15 protein-coding genes and 1 pseudogene are annotated in these 21,125 nt (G+C 48.3%); 9 read left to right on the top strand and 7 right to left on the bottom strand.

Annotation, left to right across the window (positions count from 1 at the left end):
* Positions 1–32: 32 nt before the first annotated feature.
* Positions 33–1,712 (bottom strand): glycoside hydrolase family 43 protein, encoded by a 1,680-nt coding sequence (locus tag C4H11_RS06955; RefSeq protein WP_394336056.1) that lies wholly within the window; start codon positions 1,710–1,712, stop codon positions 33–35.
* Between the two features lie 389 nt (positions 1,713–2,101).
* A pseudogene (locus C4H11_RS06960) lies at positions 2,102–2,446 on the bottom strand (IS982 family transposase); the annotation flags it as partial.
* A 265-nt stretch (positions 2,447–2,711) separates the two neighbouring features.
* Between C4H11_RS06960 and C4H11_RS06965 the strand changes: the two are divergent.
* From C4H11_RS06965 to rodA, 9 genes are all read left to right on the top strand, one after another.
* Positions 2,712–3,623 carry a glycosyltransferase family protein gene (locus tag C4H11_RS06965; RefSeq protein ID WP_106041013.1) on the top strand — a complete coding sequence of 304 codons (912 nt, stop codon included), beginning with the start codon at positions 2,712–2,714 and terminating at the stop codon, positions 3,621–3,623.
* Between the two features lie 234 nt (positions 3,624–3,857).
* On the top strand, positions 3,858–5,837 hold the full coding sequence (locus tag C4H11_RS06970) for an ABC-F family ATP-binding cassette domain-containing protein (protein ID WP_106041014.1): 1,980 nt from the start codon (positions 3,858–3,860) through the stop codon (positions 5,835–5,837).
* Between the two features lie 26 nt (positions 5,838–5,863).
* Positions 5,864–7,900 carry a M13 family metallopeptidase gene (locus C4H11_RS06975; protein WP_106041015.1) on the top strand — a complete coding sequence of 679 codons (2,037 nt, stop codon included), beginning with the start codon at positions 5,864–5,866 and terminating at the stop codon, positions 7,898–7,900.
* Positions 7,901–8,067: 167 nt separating this feature from the next.
* Positions 8,068–9,591 (top strand): bifunctional phosphoribosylaminoimidazolecarboxamide formyltransferase/IMP cyclohydrolase, encoded by a 1,524-nt coding sequence (gene purH / locus C4H11_RS06985; RefSeq protein ID WP_106041017.1) that lies wholly within the window; start codon positions 8,068–8,070, stop codon positions 9,589–9,591.
* A gap of 30 nt (positions 9,592–9,621) precedes the next feature.
* The gene (locus C4H11_RS06990) at positions 9,622–10,644 is read left to right on the top strand and encodes a rod shape-determining protein (RefSeq protein ID WP_106041018.1); all 1,023 of its coding nucleotides are present in this window, start codon (positions 9,622–9,624) and stop codon (positions 10,642–10,644) included.
* A 29-nt stretch (positions 10,645–10,673) separates the two neighbouring features.
* On the top strand, positions 10,674–11,519 hold the full coding sequence (gene mreC / locus C4H11_RS06995) for a rod shape-determining protein MreC (protein WP_106041019.1): 846 nt from the start codon (positions 10,674–10,676) through the stop codon (positions 11,517–11,519).
* Positions 11,519–12,028: a rod shape-determining protein MreD gene (mreD, locus tag C4H11_RS07000; protein ID WP_106041020.1), complete on the top strand. Its 510-nt coding sequence runs from the start codon at positions 11,519–11,521 to the stop codon at positions 12,026–12,028. The genes mreC and mreD overlap by 1 nt, the downstream gene beginning before the upstream one ends.
* 30 nt (positions 12,029–12,058) lie before the next feature.
* Entirely contained in the window at positions 12,059–13,924 is a 1,866-nt protein-coding gene (mrdA, locus tag C4H11_RS07005; RefSeq protein ID WP_106041021.1) for a penicillin-binding protein 2, read from the top strand.
* On the top strand, positions 13,905–15,362 hold the full coding sequence (gene rodA, locus C4H11_RS07010; RefSeq protein ID WP_106041022.1) for a rod shape-determining protein RodA: 1,458 nt from the start codon (positions 13,905–13,907) through the stop codon (positions 15,360–15,362). Before mrdA ends, rodA begins: the two co-directional genes overlap by 20 nt.
* A 77-nt stretch (positions 15,363–15,439) precedes the next feature.
* Here rodA and C4H11_RS07015 read toward each other — a convergent pair whose 3' ends face one another.
* The 5 genes from C4H11_RS07015 to metF all read right to left on the bottom strand — a co-directional run bounded on the left by C4H11_RS07015 (position 15,440) and on the right by metF (position 21,048).
* Positions 15,440–15,925 (bottom strand): gliding motility lipoprotein GldH, encoded by a 486-nt coding sequence (locus C4H11_RS07015; RefSeq protein WP_106041023.1) that lies wholly within the window; start codon positions 15,923–15,925, stop codon positions 15,440–15,442.
* A complete protein-coding gene (locus C4H11_RS07020) occupies positions 15,903–17,213 on the bottom strand; it encodes a PSP1 domain-containing protein (RefSeq protein ID WP_106041024.1) in 1,311 nt (436 codons plus the stop codon). The genes C4H11_RS07015 and C4H11_RS07020 overlap by 23 nt, the downstream gene beginning before the upstream one ends.
* A gap of 431 nt (positions 17,214–17,644) precedes the next feature.
* A complete protein-coding gene (locus C4H11_RS07025) occupies positions 17,645–18,730 on the bottom strand; it encodes an IS110 family RNA-guided transposase (protein ID WP_106040103.1) in 1,086 nt (361 codons plus the stop codon).
* A 176-nt stretch (positions 18,731–18,906) separates the two neighbouring features.
* The gene (gene holB, locus C4H11_RS07030) at positions 18,907–20,034 is read right to left on the bottom strand and encodes a DNA polymerase III subunit delta' (protein WP_106041025.1); all 1,128 of its coding nucleotides are present in this window, start codon (positions 20,032–20,034) and stop codon (positions 18,907–18,909) included.
* A gap of 60 nt (positions 20,035–20,094) precedes the next feature.
* Complete coding sequence (gene metF / locus C4H11_RS07035; protein ID WP_106041026.1) at positions 20,095–21,048, bottom strand: methylenetetrahydrofolate reductase [NAD(P)H]; 954 nt, start codon at positions 21,046–21,048, stop codon at positions 20,095–20,097.
* Positions 21,049–21,125 lie beyond the last annotated feature (77 nt).

Raw genomic sequence — 21,125 nt, forward strand, 5'->3', positions numbered from 1 at the left:
ACAGTGTTCATAATAGTATTTATAAGGTGTAATCATTTCCGGGTGGCATACAGGCCTATCATGCTGCCGGTAAAGCCTCCGGCCGTAGCCGTAGAGAGATAGCCGGCATCTACGTCCTTGCACAGCAGTGTCCACGCTTTGCCTTTGGAGGTGGCGTAGTAGAAATCGTAGTGCGTGCCGCGCGACACGACTTTCAGACGGATGTCGGTTTGCTTGGCAGGAAGTTTCCGTGTGGCAAGCACCTCTTCGGCGGAAGCACCGATTTTCTTCAAGGAGATGCTGCGCACTCCTCCGGGTTGAGACACGCAGAAGAAGTATTGATGGCGTTCGTCCTTGAACAGCAGCAGGCCGGCAGCCTCTTTGTCGTCGGAGGGATTGAACAGCATACGGGTGGCAGCCTCAAAATTGTGGTGCTGCATGCGGCGGGAAACAAACGCGGGGGTATCGCGCTCGGTGGCACTGATATCGGCACACTTCAGCGCCAGATAGCCGGGGGCTGAAGACAAGGAGTACAGACCGGTGGCGGGAGCACGGAGCGTAGTCCATTGCATACCCAACGTTTTACCGTCGAATTCTTCGATTTCCTCAAAATTGCCGAAGGTCACTGTTTCGTTGCGCTTCACGCCGGGACGTTTCAAGACCGGAGGTACGGTCTCGTCGCCCTGCGTCATGTAGGGGAATCCGTCCTCGCTCCAGCGCACGGGCATCAGGAAGGTTTCACGTCCCAAGTTCTCGAACTTGTTGTCGATGGGGCGGCAAGCCAGAAAGACAGCCCACCAATCACCTTCTTTGGTTTGTATCAGGTCGGCATGGCCGGCGCAAGTCACAGGATTGGGGCGCGAACCTGACAGGTGTCTTTGCGTGAGGATAGGGTTTTTGTCCCACGGCGTAAAGGGACCCATCGGAGAGTCGCCACGGAATATCACCTCGGAGTGCCAGTTGCTGGTACCGCCTTCGGCATCCATCAGGAAGTACTTTCCATTTATTTTGTACATGTGAGGGCCTTCAATCCAGATGGGTTTCTCTTCAGGATGCACACCTTTATTTATTAATATCTTGCGAGGGCCGATGGTACGGTCGGTCGCCACATCGAACTCTTGCACGCGTATGGTGCGATGCCCGCTGTATTCGGGTTTGTTGTCCGGTGCGTCATCGTTGTTCACAATATAAGCCCTGCCATCTTCATCGAAGAAGAAAGAGGGGTCGATGCCTCCCACTTCGGGCAACATGATGGGGTCGGACCATTCACCGAAAGGGTTCCGGGTCTTTACGAAGAAGTTTCCCGCCCCCACGTTGGTGGTGACCATGTAGTAGGTTTTGTTGTGCGGGTTGTAAGAGATGGCCGGTGCGAAGATACCGCCACTGACGTGCTGGCCTTTCATGTTGACCAACTGCGAGGGACGAGTGAGCACATGGCCTACCTGCCGCCAGTTCACCAAATCCGTACTGTGAAAGATGGGCACTCCGGGGAAGAAGGTGAAAGTGGAAGTAACAAGGAAGTAATCCCCCTCGCCATTGGTGCAGATACTGGGATCGGAATACCAACCCGGAAGGATGGGATTGTAGAACGACTCGGCATCGGGCAGCGGATGCTCTTTATAAAAGGTATCTTCTCCTTTGTAGGTGAAGCGGTCGAACATAGCCGTTGACTTTGCCACAACCGGAGTTCTGCCTACCCCCGCAGTGGAAGAAGCGCAAGAAAATCCCGACATACAGGAAAGGACGAACAAGGCCGCCAGAAGTTTGGAGTTTTGTCTCTTTTTCATCAGAAGCAGATTTTATGATTAACGTTTTGTTTTATTTTTCCGGATGAGCAAAGATAGAGCATATGCGTATACGACCGTTATTATTATGATACACGTTTCTTTGATTGTGCTACATGTTTCTTTTCTATGTTACATTTCTTTTTCCCCATATTACATCAAACCATATTAATCACGTGGTCTTTAGCAAGATAACATGCTAAGGATAAAAGTGACATACGAGAAACAAGTATGCGCCACCTCAAATCCTGGCAAGACCGGACAAAGAATGCACTTGCTTTGCACGAACCGCGCAGCAGGCAGCAATAAGGCTGTTTCTTTATGCTTCATTGACAACACGTGCACTTTCCAAAACAAAACAGTTGGAGGAACAGCATCATCTCAACCGCAACCCTGGAATCAAGCTCAACAAAGCGGTTGTATGAAAGCTGACTTGGGAACAAATCACGCAAGTACACCTTGACATAAAAGAGGTAATAATGCTTGAAATTGCGGAAAGTGTTGAAGTGGAAACAGATGAGAATTGTCATGATCTCGGCACGGCTCATGCTCCATTGGCGCTTACGGTGCTTGCGTCCGTCTGCCTCACAAATGGCCATACGGGATATCTCTTTGTCATATTCCTGGCAAAAATCATCGATAATACAGAAAATTCCAGTAATTTTGTTCTTGGTAATCTCCATAACTATAGTCTCCTTTGAATTTATAATTATTTGATTTACAGCAATAAAGGTTCTAAAAATATTAAGATTACCAACTTCTTAAGCAACGTTTCTTATCCCTAATTCAGGTTTATAATAACAGAGAATATTTGCACTTCTTAGTGGAACTTATCAAGTGACAAGGGGAGTTTTTTGTTTCTCCGTTTTGCCTGAGTTCGGCAATTTTTTCGTACGTTTGCAGGTGCAATCAACGCTGATACACTAACCTTTTTTAATAACAACTGACATGAAACCAACTTTATTCTTACTGGCCGCCGGTATGGGCAGCCGTTACGGTGGCTTGAAACAGCTGGACGGACTGGGTCCCAACGGTGAAACAATCATGGATTATTCCATTTACGACGCTATCAATGCCGGCTTCGGCAAACTCGTTTTCGTTATCCGCAAGGATTTCGAGCAAGATTTTCGCGACAAGATTATTTCCAAATACGAAGGACACATCCCGTGCGAACTGGTATTCCAGTCCATCGACGCCCTGCCCGAAGGGTTCACCTGCCCCGAAGGACGCACCAAACCGTGGGGTACGAACCATGCCGTCATGATGGGAGCCGACGTGATAAAAGAACCTTTTGCCGTAATCAACTGCGACGACTTCTATGGCCGCGATTCCTTCCAAGTGATGGGCAAATTCCTTTCTGCCCTGCCCGAAGGTTCGAAGAATGTCTACTCCATGGTGGGTTTCCGCATCGGCAATACGCTGAGCGAAAGCGGTACAGTGTCTCGCGGGCTTTGCGGAACGGATGCCGGCAACCTGCTGACTTCCGTGGTAGAGCGTACCAAGATTCAGCGCATGGACAGCGAAGTGAAATACATCGACGACAACGGCGAGTGGGCTGTTACTCCTGAGACTACTCCGGTCAGCATGAACTTCTGGGGCTTTACTCCCGACTATTTTGCTTACAGCGCCGATTTCTTCAAGACCTTCCTCAGCGACCCGAAGAACATGGAGAACCTCAAGAGCGAGTTTTTCATCCCCTTGATGGTGGACAAACTGATTCATGACGGTACGGCGACCTGCGAAGTGCTCGATACGACCAGCAAGTGGTTCGGCGTCACTTATCCGGAAGACCGCCAAAGCGTGGTGGACAAGATTCAGGCATTGGTGGATGCGGGCGAATATCCTGCCAAGCTGTTCTAAGTCCTCCGCCTTATTGAAAGACTTATCATAAAGGTATTCCGCAAATATCTTTACACTATCTGTAAGCACGGGTCTCACTGGTTTCACGGTCTCTTCATGGCCGTGCCCGTTCTGTGAAGTCCGTGCTTGCCGCATTGTCTTGCGGATGTTCCAAGCAGTTTTTAAGGCTATCGGGAGTTATGTATTTGGAAATCGTTATCTTTGCCACTCTAAAACGATTATTTCATTGACATTATGATATCAGTAGAAGGATTGAAGGTGGAGTTTAACGCCACACCTCTATTCGAAGACATCTCTTACGTTATCAATAAAAAAGACCGCATAGCCCTTGTGGGCAAGAACGGTGCGGGAAAGTCCACCATGCTCAAGATTCTGGCAGGCTTGCAGCAACCCACTGCGGGCACTGTGTCCGTTCCCCGCGAATGTACCGTCGGCTACCTGCCGCAGGTGATGGTGCTCAGCGATAAGCGCACCGTGATGCAGGAGGCCGAACTTGCTTTCGAGCACATCTTCGAGATGCAGGCCGACATAGACCGCATGAGCCGCCAGCTGGCCGAGCGCACCGATTATGAAAGCGAGGACTACCGGAAACTGATTGACCGCTTCACGCACGAAAACGAGCGCTTCCTGATGATGGGCGGTACCAACTATCGTGCCGAAATAGAGCGCACCTTGCAGGGGCTTGGCTTCAGGCGTACGGATTTCGACCGCCCCACCGGCGAGTTCTCGGGCGGGTGGCGCATGCGCATCGAGCTTGCCAAGTTGCTGCTTCGCCGTCCCGACGTGTTGCTGCTCGACGAGCCTACCAACCACCTCGACATAGAGAGCATACAGTGGCTGGAGAATTTCCTCTCCACCCGTGCCAATGCGGTGGTGCTCGTCAGCCACGACCGCGCTTTCCTGAACAACGTAACCACCCGCACCATCGAGATTACTTGCGGACGCATTTACGACTATAAAGTGAAGTACGACGAGTTTGTGGCACTCCGTAAGGAACGCCGCGAACAGCAACTCCGCGCTTACGAGAATCAGCAGAAGCAGATACAGGACACGGAGGATTTCATCGAGCGTTTCCGCTACAAGGCCACCAAAGCCGTGCAGGTGCAGAGCCGCATCAAGCAACTGGAAAAGATAGAACGCATTGAGGTGGACGAAGAGGATAACTCGGCGCTTCGCTTGAAGTTTGTGTGCAGCAGCCGCAGCGGAAACTATCCGCTCATTTGCGAGGATGTGGCCAAGGCATACGGCGGGCATGTCATTTTTCATGACGTAAACCTGACCATCAACCGGGGAGAAAAAGTGGCTTTTGTGGGTAAGAACGGAGAAGGAAAATCCACGCTGGTAAAATGTATCATGGACGAGATTAGCGATTATACCGGGAAGCTGACGCTGGGCCACAACGTGCAAATCGGCTATTTCGCACAGAACCAAGCCCAATTGCTGGATGGCGAACGGACGGTGTTCGATACGATAGACCGTGTGGCCGTAGGAGATATCCGGCTGAAAATACGCGACATACTCGGTGCTTTCATGTTCGGCGGCGAGGCTTCGGACAAAAAAGTGAAAGTGCTTTCGGGCGGAGAGCGTACACGGCTTGCCATGATTAAACTGTTGCTCGAACCGGTGAACTTCCTGATTCTGGACGAACCGACCAACCACCTTGACATGCGTTCCAAGGATGTGCTGAAGGAGGCGATTCGTGATTTTGACGGCACGGTGATTATTGTCAGCCACGACCGTGATTTTCTGGACGGGCTGGCGACTAAAGTATATGAGTTCGGTGGAGGATTGGTGAAAGAACACCTTTGCGGCATTTACGAGTTCTTGCAAAAGAAACAACTGGAAAACCTCAATGAGTTGCAACCGGTATTTGCTTCTTCGGCAGGAGAAGCGGGAAGCGCCGGTAAGGAAAGAAAGGCGGACGTAAAAGAAAACGAGACCGGCCGGTTCTCTGCGGCTAAACTCTCGTATGAGGGGCAGAAGGAACTCAACAAGAGATTGAAGAAGCTGGAACGCCGCGTGGCCGACTGTGAAGCGGAGATAGGAGAGATAGAATCGGCCATTGCCATCATAGAAGATAAGATGGCAACGCCGGAAGGCGCGTCGGACATGTCTCTCTACGAACAGCATCAAAAACTGAAATCCCGGCTCGACAGTGTGATGGAAGAGTGGGATGCGGCCTCTTCCGAATGGGAGGAGGCAAAACGACAATGACGTTTTTATAACCTAATTTTCATAGTATGAGGAAAAAACATTTACTACCCTTTGCGGCATTCTGCCTGATGGCGGCATCCTGCAGTACAGGCAAGCAACAGACCGAGCTTACAGCCGGTATTCAGCTTGCCAATCTTGACACAATGGCTCTGCCCGGTACCGATTTTTATCAATACGCCTGCGGCGGCTGGGTAAAAAACAATCCGATTCCGGCGGAATACTCTCAGTATGGTTCTTTTACCATTCTTGCGGAAAACAACCGCAAGCAGATACAAGGGCTTATCGAGGAGTTGGCGTCCGCTCCGCACGAAGCGGGCAGTGTGGCGCAGAAAATCGGTGATTTGTATAAGATTGTGATGGATAGCGTGAAGCTGAATCAAGACGGTGTGGTCCCCATTAAGACCGAACTCGACAGACTGGGCTCCTTGAAGGACACGAAACAAGTGTATGCGCTTTTGGGCGAACTGCAACGAAAAGGCATCGTGGCCTACAATATCCTCTATGTGGGTGCCGACGAGATGAACAGCAGCATGAATGCAGCCCAGACCTATCAGGCCGGTTTGAGCATGGGCGAGCGCGAATACTATCTGGAGAATGACGCTGCCACTGCGCGAATTCGTGAAGCATTCCGCTTGCATGTGCAGAAGATGTTCCTGCTGGCAGGCTTTGATGAGGCGGTGGCCAAGCAGGGAATGGAAGTGGTGATGGAGGTGGAAACACGCCTTGCCAAAGCCTACCGCTCGCGCACGGAGCTGCGCGATCCGCATGCCAATTACAACAAGATGTCCATGGAAGAGCTGAAGAAGAATTACCCTACTTTTGATTGGGACGCCTATTTGTCTGCCTTAGGACTGAAAAATGTGAAAGAAATCATCATCGGCCAGCCTGCTTCGTTGAAGGCTGCTGCCGACATCCTGAATACGCTTCCTGTGACACGGCAAGGCCTTTACTTGCAGTGGAAATTGATTGACGCTGCGGCAAGTCATCTGAACGATGCCCTGGCCGAACAGAATTTCGATTTCTACGAGCGCACCATGAGCGGCACACAAGAGATGCAACCCCGTTGGAAGAGAGCGGTAAGCACCGTTAGCGCGGCTTTAGGCGAAGCCGTGGGGCAGATGTACGTTGAGAAGTACTTTCCGGCTGCTGCCAAAGAACGTATGGTGGCTTTAGTGAAAAACTTGCAGGAGAGCTTGGGCGAACGCATAAAGAACCTGCAATGGATGAGTGACTCCACGAAAGTTAAAGCGCTGGAGAAATTAGCCACTTTCCATGTGAAAATCGGGTATCCGGACAAATGGAAAGACTATTCCACTTTGGAAATCAAGAACGATTCTTATTGGGCAAACATGGAGCGTGCCAGCGAGTGGGAACACGCTGAAATGATAGCCAAAATGGGTAAACCGGTAGACAGGGATGAATGGGGCATGACACCGCAAACCGTCAATGCCTATTACAATCCCACCACGAACGAAATCTGTTTCCCGGCAGGTATCTTGCAATACCCCTTCTTCGACATGAATGCGGACGATGCCTTCAATTACGGTGCCATTGGTGTGGTGATAGGTCATGAGATGACTCACGGATTCGATGACCAAGGACGCCAGTACGACAAGGACGGTAACTTGAAAGACTGGTGGACGGCTGAAGACTCCAAGCGTTTCGACGAGCGCACTCAAACGATGGTGAACTTCTTCGACAGTATCGAGGTGGCTCCGGGGGTACATGCCAACGGACGCATGACCTTGGGCGAGAACATTGCCGACCACGGCGGATTGCAGGTCTCTTATCAGGCATTCAAGAAAGCCACAGCTACCGCTCCGCTCGCTGTGAAAGACGGCTTTACGCCCGAACAACGCTTCTTCCTCGCATACTCCAGTGTGTGGGCCAACAATATCCGTCCCGAAGAGGTGCTGAACCGTACTAAAAGTGATGTCCATTCGCTTGGCAAGTGGCGTGTGAACGGTGCGTTGCCACATATCGGCGCATGGTACGAGGCATTCAATGTCACGGAGAAAGATCCGATGTTCCTACCGGTAGAAACGCGCGTTTCTATTTGGTAAGGCAAAAAAGATGCTTATTGAGAAAGGCGGCAAACCGGTGACGGGTGTCGCCTTTTTTAATTATGCCTAATTTATTGTATATGAATGTATGTACGAATAAACAAAATTTGTAACTTTGCACATTCAGAATAGTATATACATACGCATACTTTTTAATACGCAAATCCATGTCTGAAACAAAAAGAATCAAAACAGCTTTGGTATCCGTTTACCATAAGGAAGGTTTGGACGAAATCATCACCAAACTACACGAAGAAGGGGTCGAATTTCTTTCGACCGGAGGCACCCGACAATTTATAGAGTCCTTGGGCTATCCCTGTAAAGCTGTGGAGGATCTCACTTCTTATCCTTCCATCTTGGGCGGACGCGTAAAGACGTTGCATCCGAAGGTCTTCGGCGGTATCCTTTGCCGTCGCGGATTGGAGCAGGATATGCAGCAAATCGGTAAATATGATATTCCCGAAATAGACCTTGTCATCGTCGACCTTTATCCGTTCGAGGCTACTGTTGCCGGCGGTGCCGATGAACCGGCCATTATCGAGAAGATAGACATAGGCGGTATCTCTTTGATTCGTGCTGCAGCCAAGAATTATAGCGACGTGGTTATCGTTGCTTCGCAGGTTCAGTATCAGCCGTTCCGCGATATGTTGATGGAACACGGCGCCGTTACTTCGCTCGAAGAACGCCGTTGGTTTGCCAAAGAAGCCTTTGCCGTTTCTTCCCACTACGACTCGGCCATCTTCAACTACTTTGATGCCGAGGAAGGCTCGGCGTTCCGCCAATCGGCCAATAATCAGAAAATGTTGCGCTATGGTGAGAATCCGCATCAAAAGGGGTATTTCTACGGAAACCTCGATGCCATGTTCGACCAGATTCATGGAAAAGAAATCTCGTACAACAACCTGCTTGACATCAATGCGGCCGTCGACTTGATAGACGAATTCGATGATGTCACTTTTGCCATTCTGAAGCACAACAATGCTTGTGGCCTGGCTTCCCGTCCCACCGTTCTGGAAGCATGGAAAGATGCCCTTGCCGGTGACCCGGTATCTGCTTTTGGAGGTGTGCTCATCACCAATGCGGTGATTGACAAGGCTGTTGCCGAAGAAATCAATAAGATTTTCTTTGAAGTGATTATCGCTCCCGATTATGACGTGGATGCGTTGGAAATCCTCGGCCAGAAGAAGAACCGGATTATCCTTGTGCGTAAACAGACGGCTCTGCCCAAGAAGCAGTTCCGCTCTTTGTTGAACGGTGTGCTGGTGCAGGACCGTGATCTGAAGGTAGAAACGCATGACGATTTGAAGACGGTTACCGCAAAGACGCCCACCGCTCAAGAAACGGAAGATATGCTTTTTGCGAATAAGATTGTGAAAAACAGTAAGTCGAACGCTATTGTGTTGGCTAAAGGCAAGCAGTTGCTGGCAAGCGGTGTGGGGCAGACCAGCCGTGTGGATGCGTTGAAGCAGGCCATCGAGAAAGCCAAGACTTTCGGGTTCGACCTGCATGGTGCCGTCATGGCAAGCGATGCTTTCTTCCCCTTCCCCGACTGTGTGGAAATAGCGGGCAACGAAGGAGTGACGGCCGTTATTCAGCCGGGTGGAAGCATCAAGGACGAACTGTCGTTTGAATATTGCAATGAACATGGCATTGCAATGGTCATTACAGGCTTCCGTCATTTTAAACACTAATTGTAATAACCTATAATAAAGTATCGTTAGATGGGATTATTCTCTTTTACTCAAGAAATAGCGATGGACCTTGGCACAGCCAATACCATCATCACCACGAATGGTAAGATTGTGGTGGATGAACCTTCGGTAGTGGCATTGGACCGTCGAACCGATAAGATGATTGCCGTGGGCGACAAGGCAAAGATGATGCACGAAAAGACCCACGAAAACATACGCACCATCCGTCCGCTTCGCGACGGTGTGATTGCGGATTTCTATGCTTGCGAACAGATGATTCGCGGACTCATCAAGATGGTGAATAACCGCAACCGCTTGTTCTCTCCTTCACTACGCATGGTCATCGGCGTTCCTTCGGGAAGTACCGAAGTGGAACTGCGTGCCGTGCGCGACTCTGCCGAGCATGCCGGCGGACGTGACGTTTACCTGATTTTCGAACCGATGGCTGCCGCTATCGGTATCGGTATCGACGTGGAGGCACCCGAAGGAAACATGATTGTGGATATAGGCGGAGGTTCTACGGAGATTGCCGTAATCTCATTGGGAGGTATCGTGGCCAATAACTCCATCCGTATTGCCGGTGATGATCTTACCGCCGATATTCAGGAGTACATGAGCCGTCAGCACAACGTGAGGGTCAGCGAACGTATGGCCGAGCGTATCAAAATAAACGTGGGTGCCGCACTGACCGATTTGGGTGAGGATGCACCAGAAGATTATATCGTTCATGGGCCGAACCGTATCACGGCATTGCCGATGGAGGTGCCCGTGTGCTATCAGGAAGTGGCGCATTGTCTGGAGAAGTCCATCTCCAAAATTGAGACTGCCATTCTGAATGCATTGGAGAATACTCCTCCCGAACTTTATGCCGATATTGTACACAACGGCATTTATCTGGCCGGTGGAGGCGCTTTGCTTCGCGGATTGGACAAACGTCTGACGGATAAAATAAACATCCCGTTCCATATTGCCGAAGACCCTCTGCACGCAGTGGCCAAAGGTACGGGCATAGCGTTGAAGAATGTTGAGCGCTTCTCGTTCTTGATGAGATGACGGACAACCCCATTCAATAGCTTGTCGATATGCGGAATCTACTGAACTTTCTTATTAAATACAATTACTGGTTCCTCTTTCTGTTGTTAGAGGTGACCAGTTTTATTTTATTGTTTCGCTTCAACCGCTACCAGCAGAGTGTGTATTTCACCTCTGCCAATAGTGTGGCGGGAAAGATTTACGAACTATCGGGAGGCATCACTTCCTATTTTCATTTGAAGTCGGTCAACGAAGACCTGCTCGACCGCAACATGTGGTTAGAGCAGCGTGTCTCTTTTCTGGAGAATACGTTGAGAGAGAAAGGACTCGATTCCGTGAAACTTTATAGCATGGCTCGGCTGGCTCCTGCCGAATACCGTATTTTCAAAGCGAACGTTATAAAGAACAGCCTGAATAAGGCCGATAACTACATTACCTTGAGCCGTGGAACGCTGGATGGCATTGCCCCTGAAATGGGAGTGGTGGATGCCAATGGGGTAGTGGGTATCGTTTATAAGACGTCTCCCCATTATTCGCTGGTGATTCCGTTGCTGAACAGTAAGTCCAGTATCAGCTGTAAGATTGTGAGCAGTGACTATTTCGGCTATCTGAAGTGGGAGGGAGGGGATTCCCGTTTTGCTTACCTGAAAGATTTGCCTCGCCACGCAGAATTCAATTTGGGCGATACGGTAGTGACCAGCGGTTATTCGACAGTATTTCCCGAGGGTATTGTAGTGGGCACGGTGGATGATATGTCCGATTCCCACGACGGGCTTTCTTATCTGTTGAAGATAAAGTTGGCAACCGACTTCGGAAAAGTGAGCAATGTGCGTGTCATATCCCGTAGTGGGCAGGAAGAACAAAAGGCATTGGAAGAGGAGAAGGAGATGAAGTAATGGTGATCAGTTATTTATATAAAATAGGATGGTTTATCGGCTTGGTTTTATTGCAGGTGCTGATATTGAATAATGTGCATATCATGGGATATGCCACACCGTTTCTATACATTTATTTAATATTGAAATTCGAGTCAGATGCTTCTCGCAATGAGTTGATGTTGTGGGCGTTCTTTCTGGGGTTGACCGTGGATGTCTTTTCCGATACGCCGGGGATGAATGCGGCGGCTTCGGTATTGTTGGCTTTCTTGCGTCCTATAGTCTTTCGTCTGTTCGTTCCTCGTGATACGTTGGATGGTATTGTGCCTGCTGTGCATACAATGGGTATTTCGCCTTTCTTGAAATATTTGGTTGTCGGTGTGTTTGTGCACCACGGAATGTTGCTTGTTGTTGAATTCTTTTCTTTGGCTTATATTGGTACGTTGTTGGTGAGAATTGCGGTAAGTACAATTCTTACGGTGGGTTGCATTATGGCGGTGGAGGGGATTAGACGTCAGGCATTAGCATAGAAGATTTTGATGTTGTAGCATGTAGGATAGATGAAAGATTATGTATTGGAGAAACGGAAGTATGTGATAGGGGCGGTGGCTGTTGCTATCGTCCTCATCTATGTGTTCCGCTTGTTTGACTTGCAAATCATGACGGATGCTTACAAGAGAAATGCGGACAGCAACGCTTTTCTGAATAAGATACAATATCCTTCCCGGGGAGCAATCTACGACCGCAACGGAAAGTTGCTGGTGTTCAATCAGCCTGCCTATGACATTACGTTTATTCCTCGTGAGGTGACCAGTCTAGACACGCTTGACCTTTGCCGGGCGTTGAACATTACGCTTGAGCAATTTGAAAAGCGCATGAAGGATGTCAGAAATCGTTGGATGAATCCCGGCTACTCCAAATATACGCATCAGGTGTTCATGACCCAGCTTTCTGCCGAAGAAAGTGGGGTGTTTCAGGAGAAGTTGTTCAAGTTTCGCGGTTTTTATATCCAGAGGCGTACCATCAGGCAATATACGTATAATTCTGCCGGTCATGCGCTGGGCGACATCGGAGAGGTGTCTAAAAAAGACATTGAGAAGGATGATTATTATATTCGTGGCGACTACATCGGCAAACAAGGCATCGAGAAATCTTACGAGAAATACCTGCGGGGTGAGAAAGGTGTGGAAATTCTGCTTCGCGATGCGCATGGGCGTATTCAAGGACATTATATGGACGGGAAACTGGACCGTCCGTCCGTGCCCGGAAAGAATCTGACATTGGGTATAGACATTGATTTGCAGATGTTGGGAGAGCGTTTGTTGCAGCATAAAATAGGGGCGATTGTGGCCATTGAACCATCCACCGGGGAAATTCTCTGTTTGGTTTCTTCCCCCTCTTTCGATCCTCATTTGATGATTGGTCGCCAGCGGGGGAAAAATCATAGCCTATTGCAAACGGATAAGCGGAAACCCCTATTGAACCGTGCTATCATGGGAACTTATCCGCCAGGCTCCACCTTCAAGACGGCTCAGGCCCTGACTTTCCTGCAAGAGAAGATTATCCATGAAGACTATCCCGCTTATCCTTGCTCCCACGGTTTCAATTACGGCAATCTTCGTGTGGGCTGCCATGCCCACGGCTCTCCCTTGCCTTTGATTCCCGCTATTGCCACTTCCTGCAATTCTTATTTCTGTTGGGGATTGTTTCGCATGTTCAGCGACAAGAAGTACGGATCGCCACAAAATGCCATCACAGTATGGAAAGATCATATGGTGTCTCAAGGGTTCGGCTATCGGTTGGAAGTAGATCTTCCCGGAGAGCAGCGTGGTTTGATTCCGAATGCCAAGTTCTACGACAGAGCCTATCAGGGCTCATGGAATGGGTTGACGGTTATTAGTATATCAATCGGACAGGGAGAAATACTCACTACTCCGTTGCAGATAGCCAACCTTGCTGCAACCATTGCCAATCGCGGGCATTACATCACTCCACATATCGTAAAAGAGATACAAGGCAGTGAGCTTGACAGCCTCTACCGCTTTCCGCATTATCCCACTATCGACCGCCAGCATTATGAAGAGGTGGTAAAAGGGATGCGTGCGGCCGTCACCGGAAGTACGGGAAGTGCCACATGTCGCATGGTGGGTTCTATCTTGCCGAGCGTGGAAGCTTGCGGCAAGACCGGTACGGCACAGAATCGAGGGAAAGACCACTCGGTCTTCATGGGTTTTGCTCCCATGAACAATCCTAAGATAGCTATTGCTGTTTATGTCGAAAACGGAGGTTTTGGTGCAGTCTATGGCGTGCCTATCGGTGCCATGATGATGGATCAATATCTGCATGGAAAACTTTCTCCGGCCAATGAAGCATTGGCCGAAGAATTCAGTAATCGGGTTATTTTGTATGGTGACGAGGAGAGATAGCATATGGAAATCATTAGATTGGGTGACGATTGCCGTCTACTTGATACTGATTGTGTTCGGTTGGTTCAGTGTCTGCGGAGCGAGTTATGATTATGGCGATCGCGACTTCCTGGATTTCTCTACCCGTACCGGCAAGCAGTTCGTCTGGATTATCTGTTCATTCGGTTTGGGATTTGTGCTTTTGATGCTGGACGATTCTCTTTATGACATGTTCTCATACCTTATATATATAGGGCTGATGTCCTTGTTGTTGGTCACAATATTCATCGCTCCCGACACGAAGGGTTCCCGCTCATGGCTCATCCTGGGACCGGTGAGCCTGCAACCGGCTGAGTTTGCCAAGTTTGCTACGGCATTGGCGCTTGCCAAGTACATGAGTGCCTACTCCTATACGATGAAGAATTGGAAGAATGCCTGTATGCAGGCTTTCCTCATTCTGCTACCCATGTCACTCATTATTATGCAGCGCGAGACGGGTTCTGCGCTGGTTTATTCGGCTTTTTTCCTTATGCTCTATCGAGAAGGCATGCCGGGCGGAGTGCTTTTTGTGGGATTTTGTGCTATTGTTTACTTCGTGGTAGGAATTCGTTTCGATGCGGTAATGATGGGTGAGACGCATACTCCGGTTGGAGAGTTTGCAGTGCTGCTGATGGTGCTGCTGTCAGCAGTCGCCATGGTGTGGGTGTACGAGAAGAGGGGGAAGCTTGTGCGTAATATGCTGGCAGGTTCATTGGGCATGCTTCTTGTCGCTTATCTGTTTTCGGAGTATGTCATGCATTTCAATCTGGTGTGGGTGCAGTGGGCACTTTGTGCGCTACTTATCGGCTATCTCATCTTCTTGTCGTTGGAACAGCGGCGTCTGTCTTATTTTTTGATAGGTTTGTTTGCACTTGGATCCATCGGTTTTCTGTATTCTTGCGACTATTTCTTTAATAGGGTATTGGAGCCGCATCAGCAGATGCGTATCAAGGTGGTGCTTGGCATGGAGGAAGATTTGACGGGAGCCGGTTATAATGTGAATCAGTCGAAGATAGCCATTGGTTCCGGCGGACTGACCGGCAAAGGCTTCTTGAACGGAACGCAGACCAAGCTGAAATACGTGCCTGAGCAGGATACGGACTTCATCTTCTGTACGGTGGGCGAGGAAGAGGGATTTGTAGGCTCTGCGGTGGTGTTGCTCTTGTTCCTTATCTTGATATTGCGGCTGATAACACTTTCCGAGCGGCAACCGACAGTGTTCGGACGCGTATACGGCTATTCAGTGCTTAGCATATTCTTGTTCCATCTGTTCATCAATATCGGTATGGTGTTGGGGCTCACTCCGGTCATAGGTATTCCGTTGCCTTTCTTCAGCTACGGCGGTTCTTCCCTTTGGGGATTCACCATCTTGTTGTTCATCTTTCTGCGTATTGATGCGGGACGTAACCGAAGACTTTAGACCGGTTGCTTTGCCATTGTTCGTTCTCTATCTGTCTTGATTTGAAGTTTTCACTTCGTCCGTCTCCTTTGTTTCCGCTATCTCCATAGCCTGATGCCCACGTCGTTGATGCCTGGAAGAAGGTTGTCGGGCAGTGTATGAGCTATCTTGAAGAGATAAGTACCGGGCTTCCCGATGCGGATGGTGCCTGCCGCAAATGTGGTCAGGTAAACTCCTCCCAATCCGTTACCTTTCCACAAACCGTCTTTGCCGGCTAAAGTAAGTTGCAAGGTGTCTATGGGGAATACGACACTGTCTGGAGATGTGTAGCAGATGGATAGGTTGAGGTTCTGATATGGATAGTCGTTACGGTTGCGTATTTCTACGGAAAGCTTGTAGAACATGAGTGAATCCGTGACTTTTGCTTTGAACAAAAGCGTGTCTTTGCGTTGCCAACCCTCTATGGGGATAGATTGGAATACGTGATACACCGTTTGTTTGTCGCAAGCTGTCCATAGGCTTGCAACAAACAAAAATACAATACCCTTCAGGTAGAAGTTCTTATGCTTGAGTTGGTTTGTCATTGGCAATAAGTCTTTCTTCGTGGGGCTTAGGGTTCTTGTGCGATGGTCGACGGTTATTGTTTTGTTGCGGACGTTCTCCTTGTTTCGGCTCTTTAGGGTCGGGCTGTTGTCCTCCACCCTGCCCCTGCTGGGAACGGCTGTTGCCATTGTTTTTTTTCTTTTTCTTGTTGCGGTTATCGTTGCTTTCGCTGTTGTTTCTTCCGTTATTCTCGTTTCCGTTCTTGCTTTTGCGGTTGCGGTCAAAGCGGGTGAGACTTTCTTGCTCCAGCAAGTCCACGGGTTTCTTGGCTTCGGAACGTTGAGTCTCTTCCGACAGGTTATCGGGCTTGATGCCTCGCTTGTTCAAGCTGATGATTTCGAAAGCACGCCTGCCGCTTATGGTCACTAAATTGGCAGGAATATTCTTGTCGGTAGAGTAGGTAATCCGATTGCTTAAAATATCTGCTTTAAAGAAGTAAAACACACCTTCTTTGCTCTCCAACTCAATCTCTTTGGAGGGCAGGTGTTTCTGTGCCTCTACATAGCAATCTACTTCGTAGTTGAGACAGCACTTCAGTTTGGCACATTGCCCGGCAAGTTTCTGAGGATTCAGAGAAATGTCTTGGAAGCGGGCGGCACTGGTGGATACCGAAACGAAAGAGGTTATCCATGTGGCGCAGCATAGTTCGCGGCCACAAGGACCAATGCCGCCGATACGTCCGGCCTCTTGGCGAGCACCGATTTGCTTCATTTCAATGCGCACATGGAAAGCGTCGGCAAGCACTTTGATGAGCTGGCGAAAGTCCACCCGTTCATCGGCGATGTAGTAAAAGATAGCCTTGTTTCCATCTCCCTGATATTCCACATCTCCGATTTTCATGTTTAAGTGGAGATCCAAGGCTATTTGGCGTGCCCGGATCATGGTAGAGTGCTCGCGCTCTTTCGCTTCGTTGTATTTCTCCATATCTATCGGCTTGGCTTTGCGGTAGACTCTTTTGATATCGGTTTCCGGCTTGATGTTCACCTTCCTCATTTGGAGGGGTACAAGACGACCGGTCAGAGTCACTACACCGATATCGTGTCCCGGATTGGCTTCTACGGCGACAATGTCTCCTTTCTCCAATTCTATTTTATTGCTGTTACGGAAATAACCTTTGCGAGTGTTCTTAAACTGAACCTCCACCAAATCATTCTCTTCGGCATTGCCGGGTATGTCTGCCAGCCAATCGTAGGTATTCAGCTGCTTATCTTGTCGGTCGCAGCTTTTGTAACACAGTTTTCTGCTTCCATTATGTAGTTTGTATTCCATCTTCTCTTTATATATTACTTTTTATATATTACTTTCCATTTAAAATCCAAACAAAGTTGGATAATTCATTAATAATTAACTTTTGTATTATATCTTTGTATCAGGATGTTAAGAGGAAGTAGGCTCTGCTGAGGAGCAACCTACCAGCGATAAGCATCCTGACGGCACGCAGTAATGCTACTTGTGGAGGCGGTTACACGCCTCTCTTTTTGTATTACTGATACTGTCTGATATGGCTAAGAAAACCTGAGCCAAAATCCTATGGTAAAACAAACTTTCCACAGCGGACATCAACGAAGTGAGCCGCAAGTTCCTTTATCAGTCAAACCATGTAATGAGAGTTACAGACTTTTTTGAGCGGACTTCAAAGCCGCAAAAGATATGTAGTATTTCTCTCAAAAGAAAGTTGTTTTACCTTATAGGATTCTATATCATTTGATAACACATGGCACATATTCCTTTTCATGTTTAAGTACAAAATAGACTCTGTTCACTAACCGTCTGGCAATTTTCACAATAGCCTTTTGCGGATTCATCCGTTTCCGGTATTCCGTATAAGCCATTGTCATGGCCGGGTCTTTCCGGATGGCAACCCATGCGGCTTCCACCAACAGACACCGGAGCATGAAATGCCGACGGGGTGTAATGTCACCCACATTATCATTATCACCACTGGAATGACACATGGGAACCAATCCAATGAAAGAGGCTAAATGGTCCGCATTGCTGAAACGGACAATATCGTCAATCTCGACCATCAGGGTAGCGGCGGTTGTAACACCTATACCCGGAACGGATGTCAGCAGGCGTATCGGTTTGTCGAATGGTGCTTTCCGGGATATTTCACGGATGGCACGTGTTTCCTGCAGCAGCATCTTCCTCAAGCGGATGAACTGCTCAAGGTGAAGCTCCAGTGTTTTCTTTCCATACTCCGTTGAGAGTTCAAGGCAGTGCAGCCAATTCAGAAAACGCTTCGACCAGCACCCGATTGAACTCCGGGTAAATTCTTCCGGTATTTCCACTCCATGGAAACGAAGCAATGATTTGATACGGTTCTTGGCACGTGTGCTGTCTTTTACTATCAGGTTTCTCAGCCTTATCAAAGAGCGCATTTCCAGGATGTCAGTTCCCGGAACATATATCCCTTCTAACGAACCTGAACGTAACTCACGGGCGAGCTTGTTGCAATCCACCGCATCGGTCTTACGTAATTTCTCCTTGCTCATCGTCGGAACATCCGCAGGATTGACCACTATATTGTTGATACCTAAATCCGTCAACTTCTCGTGTATCCAGAAGCCACAGAAACCGGCTTCATAAACTGAGAAGTAATTGGCACCCGGATAATTGCTTACCAAATATTTATGCAACGCTTCCGGCTCCGGATCTTGTCTGAATCTTCTCAGTACTGAATGTTTCGATAAGATTGCTACCGACCAACTCTTCAGGTGGACATCAATTCCTACGTAAATATTTTGTCCACTAAAATCTAATGTGTTACTTTGTACACGTTTCATAAGCTATATCGTTATGAGTTAATATTGTTTTTTTCACTTACAAAGTTAACTATAATGGTATAGCTTTTTTAGGGCTATCTTCTGTTATCCGTCACTTCCGATTTTAAACATAGGAACTTATTTTAACTATTGCTTTATTTATTGTTCTATACTCTTGACTTCAGATTTGCTTCTTTCTACCGCTTCAGCAATACAATCATTTTCAGCGAGAAGTCAAAAAACACCATGCGCGCATTCACGTTCTGTTCGATGTGTATCTGAGCCTCACTCAGTTCGTCCATGATGCCCATCACATTACGTTCATTGATGAATGGTGCAAATCGGGTGGCAAAATTCTGTTCGGGCACCGTCATGTAGTTCATCTCCTTTTGGTGTAGGTTGTAGATGAAGTTCTCCCGCGTCATGCGTTGGCAGTATTCCAGAAAATTCTTTTGCCGTTCGCGTCCCATACCTGCCAGTTGCTCACTCCATTGCTTCATTTCCCGTATCTTGCGTTGATAAGAAAGACGCATCAGGCTGACAAAGAGATTGAAGAATAACTCGTTCTCCTCATTCAGGTGAATGGTTTCCAGTGCTGTGATAAAGTTTCCATTGGCAAGATGAGCGATGGCTTCGCTATCTGCCTGTTGCACCCCATATTTCTCTTGCAAGGCTTTCGCTATTGCCGTTTCTTCAATCAGAGGAATATTGAAACGTTGTGTGCGGCTGAGGATGGTGGGTAGAATCATTTCGGGCGTTTCGGAAATCAGTAGGAATACAGTTCTTTCAGGTGGCTCTTCCAATAGTTTTAGCAACTTATTGGCACAGACTTCGTGCAACTTCTCGGGCAGCCACACGATGGTTATCTTATATCCTCCTTCACTTGATTTCAGACTGAGTTTACGGATTATCTCGTCGCTCTCTTTGGCATAGATGATGGCTTGGCCATTCTCTGCTTCCATTTCGTTCAGCCAATGGTTGAGGCCGAAGTAAGGGGAGGAAATCATTAAATGTCTCCAGTTAGCGATGTAGTCGTCACACAATTCTTTTTTCCCTTTGCTGCTCTTCACGATGGGGAAAACAAAATGAACATCGGGGTGTACCAGTTTGTTCCACTTTACACACGAAGGACAAGTGCCGCAAGCATCCGTCTCCGTACGGTTAGGACAACAGATGTAGCGCGCGTAAGCTAGTGCCAACGGAAGTTTTCCAACTCCGGAAGGGCCGCAGAAAAGTTGTGCATGCGGGATACGGCCTTCTTGCACCTCCTGTATCAGCCTTTGTTTGATGGCTTCTTGTCCTATTACATCTTTAAAACTGAACACTATATTTATACTGTTTATTGTTTGACAATCTACGATTTACTATTTATGTGAGAAAGTGGATTAATAAATCTGCCGGGCCACTTCCTTGATGCTGTCCGTGGCTCCCACGGAGTAGAAATGCAAGCTGGGCACTCCATTTGCTATCAACTCTTTGCATTGCTCTACGCACCATTCAACGCCCACTTGTTGCACCTCTTTGTCATTTCTGCATTTCAATATTTCTTTGGTCAGCTCTTCGGGTAAATCTACTTTAAAAGTTTTGGGAATCATGCTTACCTGTGATATCTTCTTGAGGGGCTTGATGCCCGGAATGATGGGGATGGTGATACCTTCGAGGCGGGCACGCTCCACAAAGTCGAAGAACTTGCGGTTGTCATAGAAAAGCTGGGTAACGGCATATTCGGCTCCAGCTTCCATCTTCTTTTTCAACCAGTAGATATCCGTGTGGATATTGGGTGCTTCTTCGTGCTTCTCCGGATAGCAGGCCACGCCGTAGGAGAACGGTGTTTGGGTAATTTTCATCTCGGAACCGTCCACAAAGATGCCTTTGTTGAAGTTGTTGATTTGCTCTTGCAGCTCGATGGCGTGGTGATAGCCGTTGCCTTCGGGAGTAAATATAGATTCGTGCTTGGCTTTGTCGCCACGAAGCACCAACAGATCCGTAATGCCCAGAAATTGCAGGTCGAGCAATACGTATTCCGTATCCTCACGCGTGAATCCGCTGCAAAGAATATGCGGCACCATGGTGATATTGTATCTGTTTTGGATGGCGGCGGCTACGGCAACCGTTCCCGGCCGCCGGCGTAAACGATTGCGCCGGTACAATCCGTTACCAAGGTCTTTGTATACATACTCGCTACGGTGGGTGGTGATATTGATGTATTTGGGGTCAAACTCCCGTAATATATCTATGGTTTCGTACAACTTTTCGATGCCGGTTCCTTTCAATGGCGGCAATATCTCGAAAGAAAAAGCAGTCTTCTCATGACTGTTTATCAGGTCTATTACTCTCATTTCTTTTTCGTTGTTTTTTGCCCTTGTGACAAAAACATTACACACTGGGAACAAAAATACGAAAAAGAAATGAGATA

It is taken from the genome of Bacteroides zoogleoformans, from assembly GCF_002998435.1.
Classification (GTDB): Bacteria; Bacteroidota; Bacteroidia; order Bacteroidales; family Bacteroidaceae; genus Bacteroides; species Bacteroides zoogleoformans.